General features: G+C 54.0%; 10 protein-coding genes. 7 read left to right on the forward strand and 3 right to left on the reverse strand.

Translation table 11 applies throughout. The features are described 5' to 3' along the window. Nucleotides 1-8 precede the first annotated feature (8 nt). The 6 genes from A8F97_RS09695 to A8F97_RS09720 all read left to right on the forward strand — a co-directional run bounded on the left by A8F97_RS09695 (nt 9) and on the right by A8F97_RS09720 (nt 7,966). Nucleotides 9-872 (forward strand): ATP-binding cassette domain-containing protein, encoded by an 864-nt coding sequence (locus A8F97_RS09695; RefSeq protein ID WP_099092835.1) that lies wholly within the window; start codon nt 9-11, stop codon nt 870-872. After that, nucleotides 869-1,687 carry an ABC transporter ATP-binding protein gene (locus A8F97_RS09700; protein ID WP_033071328.1) on the forward strand — a complete coding sequence of 273 codons (819 nt, stop codon included), beginning with the start codon at nt 869-871 and terminating at the stop codon, nt 1,685-1,687. The genes A8F97_RS09695 and A8F97_RS09700 overlap by 4 nt, the downstream gene beginning before the upstream one ends. A 100-nt stretch (nt 1,688-1,787) precedes the next feature. Next, the gene (locus tag A8F97_RS09705; protein ID WP_014699485.1) at nt 1,788-3,035 is read left to right on the forward strand and encodes an MDR family MFS transporter; all 1,248 of its coding nucleotides are present in this window, start codon (nt 1,788-1,790) and stop codon (nt 3,033-3,035) included. A gap of 10 nt (nt 3,036-3,045) precedes the next feature. After that, nucleotides 3,046-4,554 (forward strand): ABC transporter substrate-binding protein, encoded by a 1,509-nt coding sequence (locus A8F97_RS09710; RefSeq protein ID WP_025918899.1) that lies wholly within the window; start codon nt 3,046-3,048, stop codon nt 4,552-4,554. 37 nt (nt 4,555-4,591) lie between these two features. Then, nucleotides 4,592-6,370, forward strand: coding sequence for an ABC transporter permease subunit (locus tag A8F97_RS09715; RefSeq protein ID WP_033071327.1), 1,779 nt, complete (start codon nt 4,592-4,594; stop codon nt 6,368-6,370). 135 nt (nt 6,371-6,505) lie between these two features. Next, nucleotides 6,506-7,966 carry an AMP nucleosidase gene (locus tag A8F97_RS09720; RefSeq protein WP_033071326.1) on the forward strand — a complete coding sequence of 487 codons (1,461 nt, stop codon included), beginning with the start codon at nt 6,506-6,508 and terminating at the stop codon, nt 7,964-7,966. Nucleotides 7,967-8,089: 123 nt separating this feature from the next. On the opposite strand, the gene A8F97_RS09725 is transcribed toward A8F97_RS09720, so the two are convergent. Further along, the gene (locus tag A8F97_RS09725) at nt 8,090-9,028 is read right to left on the reverse strand and encodes an AraC family transcriptional regulator (RefSeq protein WP_227001600.1); all 939 of its coding nucleotides are present in this window, start codon (nt 9,026-9,028) and stop codon (nt 8,090-8,092) included. 119 nt (nt 9,029-9,147) lie between these two features. Between A8F97_RS09725 and A8F97_RS09730 the strand changes: the two genes are divergently transcribed. Further along, the gene (locus A8F97_RS09730) at nt 9,148-10,134 is read left to right on the forward strand and encodes a class I SAM-dependent methyltransferase (protein WP_014699480.1); all 987 of its coding nucleotides are present in this window, start codon (nt 9,148-9,150) and stop codon (nt 10,132-10,134) included. Between the two features lie 241 nt (nt 10,135-10,375). On the opposite strand, the gene A8F97_RS09735 is transcribed toward A8F97_RS09730, so the two are convergent. Both A8F97_RS09735 and ygjG read right to left on the reverse strand, forming a co-directional pair. Continuing rightward, nucleotides 10,376-12,037 (reverse strand): methyl-accepting chemotaxis protein, encoded by a 1,662-nt coding sequence (locus A8F97_RS09735; RefSeq protein WP_015730245.1) that lies wholly within the window; start codon nt 12,035-12,037, stop codon nt 10,376-10,378. An 851-nt stretch (nt 12,038-12,888) separates the two neighbouring features. Continuing rightward, nucleotides 12,889-14,295, reverse strand: coding sequence for a putrescine aminotransferase (ygjG, locus tag A8F97_RS09740; protein WP_014699478.1), 1,407 nt, complete (start codon nt 14,293-14,295; stop codon nt 12,889-12,891). Between the last annotated feature and the right edge of the window lie 43 nt (nt 14,296-14,338).

The following is a 14,338-nucleotide window of genomic DNA, read 5'->3' on the forward strand; positions in this document are numbered from 1 at the left end:
CCTTAACCATGACCAGTTGGAACAGACACACAGACGCCATTCTTCAGGTGGAGAACCTTCGCCTGTCTATTGGTGGCGAAACCAAAGTCAGCGACATCAGCTTTACGCTGTTCGCAGGCGAACGCGTCTGTTTACTCGGCGCATCGGGTTCAGGTAAATCCCTCACGGCTAAAGCCGTGATCGGCACCCCAGCCACAGGCTGCCAGATTAGCGGCAGTATTAAGGTCAATGGTGAAGAGGTCAGTCAGTTGAAAGCGTTGGCGCGCCCGCATACCAGCCGGGTATCTGCGGTTTTTCAAGATTCTGCGACAGCGCTCAACCCCCTCATGCCGTTGGGAAAACAGCTCTCTCTGGCGTTGAAAACTCCCTCTTCCGCTGAGCTTGCTGCGCTTCTGACAGCCATGAAGCTGGACGATATTCCTAACCTATTACAGCGTTACCCTGCCGAATTGTCCGGCGGTCAGCGTCAGCGTATTTGTATTACCCTCGCGCTGCTTGGCAAGACTCGTCTGCTGGTGGCGGATGAACCCACTACCGCGCTTGATGTCATCACCCAGCAACAGGTATTGCGCGTCTTACAGGAACGTAGTGCACAGCCGGATGCACCTGCACTGCTGTTTATTACGCATGATATTGCCGTCGCCGCCCAGCTCTGCCAACGCGGTCTGGTGATGGAAAATGGTCAGATCGTTGAATCCGGCAGTATGCTGCAACTACTGAATGCACCACAGCATCCTTATACCCGTCGTTTGGTAGCTGCAGCCCGTCGCGCTGACGATGTTTTATCAACCAATGTTTTATCAACCAATGTTTTACCCATCAATATCTTACCCACCAATGTGTTACCCGTTGCCGGAGCGCTTGCTGGATGAATCCCCTCCTGCATGCGGTTCCTTCACCGTTTTTAAGCCTTGAGCACGTCAGTCGCTATCGTCAGACGTCGAACTTACCGTGGCAAAAAGCCGATCCTGCCAGCGCGATTTTTCACGATCTGTCGCTACATTTACACCGTCACGAGCGCGTCGGGCTGGTCGGTGCCTCGGGCTGCGGTAAATCTACATTACTGAAAACGCTGCTCGCACTTGAAGCGCCGGAGAGTGGCGCGGTGTACTGCGACGGTAACCTGATTAAACCCGGTTCGGTACGTTCGTTGCTTTGGTATCGCCGCCGCGTTCAATATATTCCGCAAGATCCAGCCGGTTCGCTCGCCCCACGCCAGCGCGTCGCCGATCTTCTCACTGAGCCGCTGAAGCGCCTGCGTCCTGGTGAAAATGTATCAGCGTGTCTGCGCGACGTCATGGAACAAGTCGAACTCAGCACAACGCTGCTGGACAACGCCGCAGGGCAACTTTCCGGTGGGCAGGCACAGCGTGTCGCACTGGCGCGAGCGCTGATTATTCGTCCCGATTTTTTACTGGCGGATGAACCCGTCAGCGGCCTGGATTTGCCGTTACGTGAACAGATCAAAACCCTGCTGCAACAGGTCACTGAACAAAACAAGATGGGGTTGCTGATGGTATCGCACGACATTTCCATGCTCGCCGGGCTGTGCGACCGAATGCTGGTTATGGACAGCGGGTGTATCATCGAAGATCGTCCCACGGCTGCGGTGCTAACTTCACCGCAGCAGCCGCACACGGCCCGTTTGTTGCAGGCCGTGCCCGCACTGTCGGCCTTAGGCTATTAGCTCGCTGAAAACACCCGTTTTACAATAAAATATCACGTCAATAACACATTTCCCCATAACGGGGATTTTTATCACGGCTTGTTCTATAACGGATGATTAAATGTCAGACCTTACCGCCAACCGCGGCCCACGGCCTTACCCTCCGCTGCTTCTGGGTAGCCAGCTTGTTTTCAACATTGGCTTTTATGCCGTTGTGCCGTTTCTGGCAATTTTCCTGCGCGATGACATGCTGCTTTCCGGCTGGGCTATCGGGATAGTGATTGGTCTACGCACCTTTTCTCAGCAGGGCATGTTTTTAGTCGGCGGCGCGCTGGCGGACCGCTTCGGCGCACGCGTGATTATCCTGTGCGGCTGCGTGGTGCGCATCAGCGGCTATTTACTGCTGGCGCTGGGCGACTCGCTGTGGCCGATCATCCTCGGTGCCTGTCTGACGGGTGTTGGTGGTGCCCTGTTCTCTCCCGCCATTGAAGCGCTGATGGCGCAGGCCGGGACGCAAAGCGAAAAAGAGGGAAAACGCAGCCGCTCCGAGTGGTTCGCCCTGTTTGCCATTTGCGGCGAACTGGGTGCCGTACTGGGGCCGTTGCTCGGCTCAGTGCTGGCCGGGTACGGATTCCAGCGTGTGGCGCTAGCCGGTGCGGGCGTGTTTGTCATCGCGCTTATTATCCTGTTTTTCAGCCTGCCGCCAACGCAGCGTAATCGGGAAGAATTACAGATTGCCCCGTGGTGGGAGACCTTTCGCCAACGGCGCTTTGTTGCGTTTATCATCGCCTACAGCGCTTACCTGTTCAGCTACAACCAGCTCTATCTGGCACTGCCGGTTGAACTGCATCGCTCCGGCAGCAGCGAGAAAGACCTCGGCCCACTGTTTGTGCTGGCCTCACTGCTGGTGATCGGGTTACAGCTCCCACTGGCGCGTTTTGCCCGCCGGGTTGGCGCGGCACGCATGCTGCCATTGGGTTTCGCGTTGTTGGCAGCCTCATTCCTTAGCGTCGCACTGTTTGCCTCCAGTACGCCGCCGGAGGGATGGCAACGTCTGCTTCCCGCTATCTCATTAATTACCCTGCTGACACTGGGGCAGATGCTGATCGTACCTGTTGGGATGGACCTCATTCCCCGCTTTGCTAATAACCAGAACCTGGGTGCGCACTATGGCGCATTGGCATCAATGGGCGGCATCGCCGTGCTGGTCGGTAATTTTATACTCGGTAGCCAACTCGATCGAGCACTGACGCCATCACCACAGGCTGCCATTCCGTGGGTGCTGCTCGCCGCCGTACCCTTGTGCAGTTCACTGGCCATGCTGGTTATCTGCCGCCCGTTTAAATCCGCTTCAACCATAAATGGATAAGGATAGACTGATGAAGAGTCGTAACCTCCTGTGGCCCGTTTCCGGCCTGCTGTCAGCCACACTGCTGCTTTCAGGTTGCTTTAATGAACCGGAAGAAAACCACGCCTCACATCATGACGGTCGAATCAAACTGGCGATGCTCCAGCCACCGCGCTCCGGCCTAACGCCGCTGAGCGATGACGCCTTTAAACTGTCACGCTGGAGTACGGCGGAAACGCTGGTGGTGCTCGACAAACTTGGTGAAGCTCAGCCCGCGCTGGCGACAAAATGGCAACAGATCGATGATAAATCCTGGCGTTTTGAACTGCGTCCGAACGTCCATTTTCATGACAACACCACGTTAAACGCCGACACGGTAGTAAATGCGCTGACCGTTGCGTCCACCGCCGCCCCCAAGCCACGTATTCTGGACGGCGTGCAGTTAACGATAAAAGCCGACGGAGACAACGCCGTTATCGTTTCCACTGCGAAACCAGACCCGCTGCTGCCACAGCGCTTATCCAGCCCACAGTTGGCGATCCTCTCTACACGTGCTTACGGTAAAAATCGTGTCGTTAACCCGATCAACACCGGAAGCGGCCCGTTCGCTTTGCGTAGCGTCACGGGCACCAGCAGCGCGGTATTGGATCGATTCGACGGTTACTGGGGTGAGAAAGCACAGGCCAGCGGTATCGATGTCAGCTTTGTGTCCGATGGTGCAGCACGTGCTGCCGCCTTACGTACCGGCACGGCCGATATTGTCGAAGCCATTCCAGTTTCTCAGGCTCCGCTGCTGGATCAATCGCTGGTGCATGAAGTCCCCATGCCGCGCACCAACACGTTGTATCTGAATACGCGTCATGGCGTGATGCAAGATCCCACGATGCGTGCTGCCGTGCGGGATGCGATCAACCGCCAGCAGTTAGTCGATAACGTTTATGAGAAGCGTGCCGATGTCGCCCAAGGGCTATTAGGCCCCGCGCTGCCATGGGCTGCCGAGTTGCGCCAGCCCGTACCTAACCCAGTCAAAGCCAGTACACCCGCAGGGGCAACCATCACGTTAGCCACCTTCAGCGATCGCGCCGAGTTACCTGAAGTCGCAGTCTATCTGGCCCAGCAACTCACCGCCGCTGGATTTACGGTGAAGCAGGTCGTCCGTGAGTATGCGCAGATTGAGTCCGACGCGCTGGCAGGCAAGTTTGACGCCTTTATTTTATCGCGTGCAACGGTGCTAGATTCTGGCGATCCCGTTGCTTACCTGTACAGTGATTTCGCCTGTGAAGGATCGTTCAATATCGCTCAGTTGTGCCGCCCGGAAATCGATCAGGCGCTGCAAAAAGCGGCTGCGATCCCGGCTGGAGAAGCACGCCGTCAGGCCATTATGCAGGCTGAAAATCTAATTCTTGCCAGCGATGCCGCAATCCCTATGCTGCATGAGCGCGTCATTCAGGGTGAAGGCGCACAGGTAAAAGACGCACTGCGCGATCCGCGCGAACGCACACTGATCAATGCAGCCACGCATATTGCCGCAGCAAAATAACGGGTAACGCACCGATAACCAGAAAGATGAAGAATCTATGAGCGAATCGCTGTACTGCCGCACCTGTGCCCACATTAACCAGACGCAACGCCCACGATATGGCGTGCTGATCCCGTTGTTTTCGCGACTGCTGACGCTGGCAGGGATTGTGGTGCTGATTGGTATGCTGCCGTGGTTATCCGGTCAGGACCCGGCGCTGGCACTGCTGCGCGCCCGTTCTGGTGAACAGGAAGCAACGGCAGAAACACTAAACGCGATTCGTCAGTCGCTCGGGCTGGATCAAGGCCCGTTGCAGTTGCTATTGAACTGGTTGACGGGCCTGTTACACGGCGATGCAGGCAACTCCTGGGTTTCAGGTCAACCCGTGCTCCCAGGCATGTTGCAGGCAGCAGGCGTATCGCTCACGCTGATGGCCTCTTCGGCGCTGGTGGCTTTCACACTGGCTGCTGCGCTATGCGTCCCAACTTTTCGGCAGGGATTGCGTGGTCATATTCATCGTTCAGGTGGTCTGTTTGCCGCCTTATTTACCGCACTGCCCGAATTCCTGCTAGCGTCGTTTCTACTGGTCGTCGGTGCTGTCTGGCTACAGTGGTTCCCACCTTATGGCTGGTTGGGGCTGCATTACGCGGTGCTGCCGTCGCTGGCACTCGGTATTCCGGCAGGCGGTTACCTTGGCCGGATTATTGCCGATGCGCTCTCCGCCACTTTTAGCGAAAATTGGTTAACGACCTGGAGCGTCGCAGGGGTGAACCGGCGTCATATCGCGCTGGCAGTGCTGAAACGCACGCTGCCCAGCGTGATGCCGCTGGTCGGGTTGGTACTGGTATCGCTGACTGGCGGCGCGATTGCCGTCGAAAAAGTGTTCGCCATTCCCGGTTTAGGACGCGCAACGCTGGGTGCCGCTGCCGCACAGGATCTCCCCGCATTGCAGGTCGGCGTGCTGATCTTACTCCTTATTGCCTCGCTAGCTGGCATGGCGGCTGGTGGTGTGCGACTGCTGATCCTCGGACGCGCACTGCGCAGCGGAGCGATGCCCGTGCCGGAAGAACGCGGTAGCCCCGTGTCTCGTCACGCCATCTGGCTACCGATTGTCTGCGTACTGCTGCTGGCACTTCTGCTACTCGCTGGCCTGCCGCGCGATCCCGTCACCTCTGCCTTTTTGCGTCTGCAACCGCCTTCATTCGCGCTGCCCTTTGGTGCCGACGCCATGGGGCGTGATTTACTGGCGCGCGTCGCACACGGTACGTTGAATACCTGCCTGTTAGCACTGGCGGTATCGCTGGCCTGTCTCGTGATTGGCCTGTTGGTCGGGCTGTTCCCGCGTTTGCTCACCGGCCCCATCGAAGTCACTAACGCCCTGCCACCGGTGATCGCCGGGCTGCTGGTTGCCGCCGTCAACGGCCCAACGGCCACAGGTGCGGCGATTGCGGTCATCGCCGTCAGTTGGGCGCCACTCGCGGCCCACACGGCAGCGCTGGTCGCTGAAATTAATGCGCGCCCTTATATTCGAATGTTGCCGATACTCGGCGTAGGCCCAATACGACGTAGCCTGTTCTATATTCTGCCCGCACTGACTGGCCCGCTTTTTCGTCACGCCATGCTGCGGCTGCCAGGCATCGCGCTGGCGCTGGCATCGCTCGGCTTTTTAGGGCTGGGCGCGTCACCGCCGACGCCGGAGTGGGGACGCGTATTGGCGGAAGGTATGCCGTATATCGAACGCGCCTTCTGGGGCGTACTGGCACCGGCTGCCGCGCTCGGCGTGCTGTCGATACTGGCGGTGAGCGCAGCGAATCTCTCCGGTCGCCACAAGCACTAGCCGCACGCTTCGCTTCATGAGCGTTTACCCGCCAGATTTGACGATGGCGGGTCAGTGCATCTTCAGTTACGCTGTTAGCTAACCTCTGCCGAAGTACAGAATATGAATAGTGCAGAGTGTGAATAAGGAGAGAATATGCATAGCAGCGAATCCCACATCAGCCTCACCGTCACTCAGGCTCTGGATAAACTGGAAGCGCTGTATGATGATGCCGTCTCAGCACTGCGCGACGCCATCGGAGACTTCATCAACCACGGTACGCTGCCCGATGCCAGCGCGCGTGCAGCAGGATTATTTTCCTACCCCGCCTTACGCGTAAGTTGGAACGGTGAATCAACCGGACATCCGCGGCATCGTGCCTATGGGCGTTTTACCCATCCCGGCAGTTATTCTACCACCGTCACCCGTCCCGCATTTTTGCGTGCTTATCTCGCGGAACAATTGACGCTGCTGGAAGGTGATTATGATGTCACCATTGAAGTCAGCCCGTCACAGCAGGAAATTCCGTTTCCCTACGTGCTCGACGGTTCCGATCTGATCCTTGACCGTTCCATGAGCGCGGGCATCGCGAAACATTTCCCGACCACGGAGCTGTCACAGATTGGAGACGAGACGGCTGATGGCCTGTATCATGCCACCACTACATCGCCATTGTCGCATTTTGACGCGCTGCGTACCGACTTCTCGCTAGCTCGCCTTCGTCACTATACCGGTACACCCGTAGAGCACATTCAGCCGTTCATCCTCTTCACCAACTACACCCGCTATGTTGATGAGTTTGTGCGCTGGGCCTGTGCGCAAATTGCCGATCCCGCTAGCCCCTACGAGGCGCTGTCCTGCGCGGGTGGTATCTATATCACGGCCGAGACGCCCAACCCCGAACAGACCGTGTCCGATCTGGCCTGGAAAAACCACCAGATGCCCGCCTATCATCTGATCCCCCGCCACGGGAAAGGCATTACGATGGTCAACATCGGTGTCGGACCTTCCAATGCGAAAACCATCTGCGATCATCTCGCGGTAATGCGCCCGCATGCCTGGTTGATGATCGGCCACTGCGGCGGCCTGCGGGAAAGTCAGTCTATTGGCGATTATGTGCTGGCACATGCTTATCTGCGTGACGATCATGTACTGGACGCCGTTTTACCGCCGGATATCCCGATCCCCAGCATCGCCGAGGTGCAGCGCGCGTTGTACGACGCCACCAAGATGGTCAGCGGTATGCCGGGGGAAGAAGTGAAGCAACGCCTGCGCACTGGCACCGTGGTCACCACCGACGATCGCAATTGGGAGTTACGCTACGCCGCTTCCGCCCTGCGGTTTAATCTCAGCCGCGCCGTTGCAGTGGATATGGAAAGCGCGACGATTGCCGCACAGGGTTATCGCTTCCGCGTGCCTTACGGTACGCTGCTGTGCGTCTCAGATAAGCCGTTGCACGGTGAGATCAAACTGCCGGGACAGGCGAACCGTTTCTATGAAGGGGCGATTTCGGAGCATTTGCAGATTGGTATCTGCGCCATCGATCTACTGCGAGCGGAAAGTGACAAGCTGCATTCGCGCAAGCTCCGCACCTTTAACGAGCCACCGTTCCGCTAATTGCATGAGTTTTTTGTTAGGACAGGCGACCGTATTTATGCGCTCGCCTGAACTGGCATGACGTTTTCTTCACAGGGATAAAGCGTGATAATCAAGCACTCATATTAACGCCAGTAAGAGAGGTTACTTACGCGCCGCAATCATTTTCGGATTACGGTTGAAATAGCGCGTAAATGCCAGGCTGAAATTAGCAGGATGCCGATAGCCGACTTGCCAGGCCGTCTGCGCTACCTGAAACCCCAGCTCCAATAGCTGGTGCGCCCGTTCCATCCGCATCCGTAATAGCATCTGCCCCGGTGTAGTCGCGAAACAGCGGTGAAACCCAAGTTTGAGCCGGGATTCACTCATGCCCGCCTGAGCCGCAATGCAAGCCAGCGTCAGCGGTTCCGGCAGATGTTCCCGCATCCAGCAACATACCTGCTCCAACAGCTCTCGCTCTTGTGGATGAATAGCGTCACGCCTGTCTTTCGGTTGCAGGAGATACCGATACTGTGACAGCAGGCTTAACGCATGAATATGGCGATTCAGCGGGTCGGCGTCGCTACACAGCGCATTGACATGCATCTGACTGGCCGCAGATACCGATGTAAACGCGTACAGCCGCACGTCATCGCCACTGAATAGTTGTTCCGAACAGGCTAAACCAAAATAACGTGCCGCCGCCGTTTTCTCCACCAGCAGCCGTAACTGATCGACATGCTGCTGAGCCTGATAACGGCGTTCGCCCACACAGGAGCCAAACGCCGTGATAGTGACATGTTGCTCACGAAACCAGACCTGTGATCCGCTGCTATCGCAATAGGTCGACTCCCCTGCCAGCGCAAACGTCATGACCAGCATTGGCTGTGAATGTGGGTTCTGCGTTTCCTCCACCCATGCACGACGTGGGCGATATTGTGAACGAGCTAACGACAGGCCGGCATCAATACGGCTGAAATCCGACCAGCATTCACCGATGTCATCTGGCAAAGTGCGGCGTGAACCAGAGATGTCAACCTCATTCGCACAGCATCGATCGCCTGCTGGTTTTTCACTTCGCCTCTGTCGCTGTCTTTGCATCATCTTCCCTTGCCGTTTCGCATATGAAAAACGCCGTCTCGCATAACAATGAACATAATAACCATTCTCATTTATAGATAGCATATTCCCTATCGACTGACCATCAATGAGAAAGATCGCTTATGAACCCACTAGAGACATTATGGCAGCTTGCCGCCAACAGCGTGAAAGCCGACGCTTTACATCTTGCGCTGGAGCAGCAGATTTTCGACCGGTTGGAGGATGCCGCCACGCCGGAACAACTGGCGGACGCGCTGGGGTGGCAGCCGGAGAAAACCGGATTTCTGCTTGAGATGCTATGGAGTATGCAGCTTTTGACGCGCCATCATGGCAGTTATCGAACCACATCCGCCAGCGCAGCCGTGCTCTGTCGCAGCAGTCCGCGCTTTCTGGGGGATGCCTGGCGTTTTCGCCTCACCAGCCTACGCCAGTTTGGTCAGGGACTCAGCGACGGAATGCACCAGCCGCTGCCCACACAGTTGAGTGAATTACCGCGTGATGCGGCGTGGGCCAACGCGGCAGAACAGCAAATCGCGCAGGAGCAGCGTTCGGTAACCGCAGACCTTGCCGATCAACTGATCTCCAGCCTGCCGGATTTCCCACAAATCAGGCTCATTCTCGATCTGGGCGGTGGCCCTGGCTGGGTAGCGATTACGCTGGCGCTGCGCCACGCGCAGATCTCCGGCACGGTCTATGACCTACCGCAAACTGCTGTCGTGGCACAGCGCAATATCGATGATGCCGGGTTATCCGCGCGGCTGTCAGCACAAAGCGGTACGTTTCCCAGCGAAAAATACGATCTGATCTGGAGTTCCTCCTTCCTGCATTTTGTCGAGGACATTCCCGCCATGCTGGCAACGCTTTACCACACACTCGCGCCAGAGGGAACGCTGGTCCTCGCACAGGCGGAAATTAGCGAAGAAGCCAACGCCGCGGCTCCGGTTTTGCCGTTTTATCTGCCGATGCAAATGAGTGGACGCCACGTCACGCGAGAAGGACAACTTACGCAGTGGTTATTGAAGGCGGGTTTTACCTCTGTCGAAACCCGACGTCATCAGGCATTTCCCATGGCGCCGTTAAATGTCCTGATTGCCCGCAAATACAGGTGATAGCGCTACGCCATAGCGTAGCGAAAATGTGGAGAGACTGATGCAAAAAGCCAGTCAGCGTATGCTGACTGGCAAGTAAAAATTTTATGTCACTATCTATTTATTATACTTTTTTGTTTCTTATATATCCCTGACATGCTGGCAGTCATAATTTTTACACCCGTCATACTTCAAGTTGCATATGTGGTATTCAAAACATTAACGTCTTGTCCCGAAACTCGAATTATTTAGAGCATCTATATCAGAAACTTGTCCAATCTGATGCACCTGAGGCTGATGCACTGGCAGCAGCAGGGAGCCGGGCAAGCGAGAGTGTCTGCGTTGCTGGCTTCGGTGTTGAGAGCCCATAATTCGCTATTTTGAACACCGAGACTTCTCTGACAAGTTGATCCGCTTGTTCCTTGAGACTTTGTGCTGCCGCAGCGGATTCCTCCACCAATGCGGCATTCTGCTGTGTTGTCTGATCCATTTGGCTAACAGCAATGCCGACCTGTTCGACTCCCGTCGACTGTTCAGCACTTGCGGAACTAATCTCTGATACGGTATCGCTCAACTGGCGGATAGACTCAACAACCTGCTGCATCGTTTCCCCTGCTTTATTCACCAGCACAGAACCACGCTCGGTGCGTTCAACACTCGCAGTAATCAGATTCTTGATTTCTTTAGCGGCTTCTGCGCTACGCTGCGCGAGATTACGCACTTCACCCGCAACGACAGCAAACCCTCGCCCCTGCTCGCCCGCTCGGGCTGCTTCAACCGCGGCATTAAGTGCCAAAATATTCGTCTGGAACGCAATACTATCGATGACGTTAATAATATCGACAATGCTGCGCGAACTATCATTAATGGCCTTCATCGTATCCACTACGTCATTGACAACATTCCCTCCCTGAAGCGCCACGGTACTCGCATTTTGGGCTAGCGTATTAGCCTGACGGGCATTGTCGGCATTATTTTTTACCGTCATACCTAATTGCGTCATGGTCGAAGACGTTTCTTCCAGCGCACTCGCCTGTTCTTCCGTCCGTGATGACAAATCAGCATTACCCTGAGCAATCTGCATACTGGCGGTGGCAACACTCTCTGCATTGTTTCTAACGCCGACCACCATTCGTGTCAGCGCCGCTTGCATTTCCTGCATTGCCTCTAACAACAAGCCTGTCTCATCGCGATTATTGACGACGATAGAACCACTCAAGTCACCTACACTGATGCGCTTCGCAGAAGAAAGAGCAATAGATAACGGCCCGGTGACGCTTCGGGTTAACAACCAGGCAGTAAAACAGCCCAAAACCGTAGAGAAGACAGATAGCACTAACATCCACAACAGCGCATCATGGATATATTCTTTCGTCACCTGTTTGGAATGGTCAACGAACGATACCTGTAATGCAGCTAACTCGCTGAGCTTGGTGAAATAGAGCGTCTGGATAGTGGCGATATCGCCAAACACCAATTCGGTAGCCAGCGCATCCTCACCTTCCATCGCATAGTCAACGGCTTTATTAATACTCAGGCTATACTGTTTTCTGATATCGATAAGTTGATTAAATAACTCCCGTCCTTTTCCCGCATTGATACGACTGTCGAGGGTTTTATATATTTCACCAGCCGAATTGGTCGTTTTTACGATGATCGCCTTGAGAGCCTGCTTTTCCTGAACCTTGTCCCCTGGAAGGAGGATAATATCGCGCAATGTGCGAACATTAGTATTTAATATATCTTGAATATCACGCACCATATCGACTTTTGGCATTCTGTCCTCAGTGATTCCATCGACTTCAGCACCAATATTTTTCATAAAATAGTAGCCTACTGCCGACAAAATGAGCGTTAATATGATTAACATGCCAAACCCTAGAGAAAGCCGCTTTCCAATTTTTATATTTTTAAAAAAATCCATATTAGCACCAGAACTTTACATTCTTACAAAAATTTTACCCTATTGCGATTGATAGACATATTACCTGCTGCTTATCAAAGCAAATACGACAAACGGTAAAAATAATCGTTATCACAACAGGGTCCCTGGCCCCTCTAAATTTCTTATTTTTAGATACATGAGGCAGAATACTGGCATAAGAAATTCATTTAGCCATAGATATACCCGTGACACTTCAAGCCGCGTGCGCACTGAATCCCTGCAACTCGAATTATTTCGGATATAGCTTTAAAATTATATAAATGTTGACAACACTTGCTTACTGAAATTGTTTACCTGATAAAGTAACTCACCCCTCTTCTTTATTCCACCCTAAGCATCACGCGGTGTACGCGAATAATTTAAAGCAAACCAATTCTAAAAGATGGCTCTGTTTTCATTTTTCGCCCCACCCAATTTGACACCAGCTACGTTTAGTTAATGTTATGAAATAATAAAAACAACGTAGAGAGTCAACCAACTACGTTCTATAACCTTACACTATCATAAATAGAAGATCGATCGAAAATAACGATCATTAAACCGTTCAATCCCCTCTATTCGATCGTTTTTTTCTATCAGAAAAGAAGTTCCGGTTTTAATTAATTAACGTTAATTTATAAGTTAGAAGGCTAATAGTTTAGGGTGCATCAGGATGGCGTCCATACCACGACGTTGTGAGGCCTTAGATATAGTGTAACATTGATGAACTAATTAGATTTTAAACATAAAAGCAGACCACTAATGCCCATCAATGCAAAAAACCAGTCAGTGAGAACTGACTGGTTTTCGGGATGAACGTAATAGGGTACTGCGTGTTTCCGTCTCGTTTTTCACTCTACTGCATATTCCTTCATTTTATTTTCATCAGGCAGGGTGCCACTGAGTTTCTTAAGTACCTCTCTTGCTTCCTCCAGCACGCGGGCACACTGCGCACGCGTGATGGTAAGCGGTGGCTCAATTCTGACCGATTTAGCGTTGTTCAGAGTACCTGCAACTAAGATATTGCGCTGAAATAACTCTTTCGCAAAGGCATAGCCGATCTCGTTTTTCCTGAACTCGATAGCCTGTAACAACCCCATTCCGCGCGCTTCAATAATCAATTGAGGGTACTCAACCGCCAGTTGCCGTAAGCCTCGTAGCAAAAATTCTCCCTGTATTGCCGCCTGTTCTGGCAGATTTTTCGTCAGCAGTTCATTGACCGTTGCCAGCGCCGCCGCACAGGCCAGCGGGTTGCCGCCGAACGTGGTGGTATGCAGGAAGGGATTTTCAAACAGTACGGAGAATACGGCTTCCGTCGCCACCGTTGCGCCAATCGGCATCACACCGCCACCCAGCGCCTTCGCCAAACACAGAATGTCAGGCTGCACGCCATAATGCTCACAGGCGAACATCTTGCCCGTGCGCCCCATGCCGGTTTGCACCTCATCCAGAATCAGCAATGCCCCGATTTCATCACATAATGCTCTGACCGCAGGCAAATAATTCTCCGGTGGCACAATCACGCCGCCTTCCCCCTGAATAGGTTCAAGGATGATGGCTGCAACGTCATCGCCGGTTTTCTGGCATTGCTGAACCTGCTTGCGCATGGCGCTGATATCGCCAAAAGCAACATGATGGAAGCCGGGTAACAGCGGCATGAAAGGACGACGAAACGCGGGTTTGGCGGTAGCAGAAAGCGCACCTAGCGATTTGCCGTGGAAAGCACCGGTTGCGGCGATAAAGGTATATTTACCATGCGGTGATTGGTAGGCCTTCGCCAACTTCAGCGCCGCTTCCACCGATTCCGTTCCACTATTACAGAAGAAGCTGTATTTCAAATTGCCCGGCGTTAGCGCCGCCAATGTTTTTGCCAGCAATCCCCGCAGCGGGTCAAGCAGTTCCTGACTGTGCAGTGGCTGTCTGGCAAGCTGGCTCTCAACGGCAGCAATTACAGTAGGGTTACGATGCCCCACGTTAAAAATGCCGTAACCACCCAGGCAGTCCAGGTATTCATTCCCTTGGGTATCAATCAGCGTATTCGGGCCACTGGCGCGCCATTCGACTGCGCCGTAATCGCCGCCGGTAGTGACAGATTTTCGGTACTCCAGAAAACCCGGGTTGACGTATTCACGAAAACAACTCAAAACTTCTCGATTCAGTGCCGCTATGTCATCGTGGGATAGCGTGTCACTATGAATCCAATCTAGTGCCTGCTGAGTACACTCTAGCGGGTTAAGGTGGGCGTTTGATCTGGACAAAATGCGCTCCTTGAAAACGGACATCATGTGATGCCAATTTAAT

The sequence above is a fragment of the Pectobacterium parmentieri genome, from assembly GCF_001742145.1.
GTDB classification, from domain to species: domain Bacteria; phylum Pseudomonadota; class Gammaproteobacteria; order Enterobacterales; family Enterobacteriaceae; genus Pectobacterium; species Pectobacterium parmentieri.

Bases quoted from the DNA above. Each gene is read 5' to 3' on its own strand.
- A8F97_RS09705 (WP_014699485.1), top strand. From the start codon at position 1,788: ATGTCAGACCTTACCGCCAACCGCGGCCCACGGCCTTACCCTCCGCTG.
- A8F97_RS09710 (WP_025918899.1), top strand. From the start codon at position 3,046: ATGAAGAGTCGTAACCTCCTGTGGCCCGTTTCCGGCCTGCTGTCAGCC.
- A8F97_RS09715 (WP_033071327.1), top strand. From the start codon at position 4,592: ATGAGCGAATCGCTGTACTGCCGCACCTGTGCCCACATTAACCAGACG.
- A8F97_RS09735 (WP_015730245.1), bottom strand. From the start codon at position 12,037: ATGGATTTTTTTAAAAATATAAAAATTGGAAAGCGGCTTTCTCTAGGG.
- A8F97_RS09700 (WP_033071328.1), top strand. From the start codon at position 869: ATGAATCCCCTCCTGCATGCGGTTCCTTCACCGTTTTTAAGCCTTGAG.
- A8F97_RS09725 (WP_227001600.1), bottom strand. From the start codon at position 9,028: ATGATGCAAAGACAGCGACAGAGGCGAAGTGAAAAACCAGCAGGCGAT.
- A8F97_RS09730 (WP_014699480.1), top strand. From the start codon at position 9,148: ATGAACCCACTAGAGACATTATGGCAGCTTGCCGCCAACAGCGTGAAA.
- A8F97_RS09695 (WP_099092835.1), top strand. From the start codon at position 9: ATGACCAGTTGGAACAGACACACAGACGCCATTCTTCAGGTGGAGAAC.
- A8F97_RS09720 (WP_033071326.1), top strand. From the start codon at position 6,506: ATGCATAGCAGCGAATCCCACATCAGCCTCACCGTCACTCAGGCTCTG.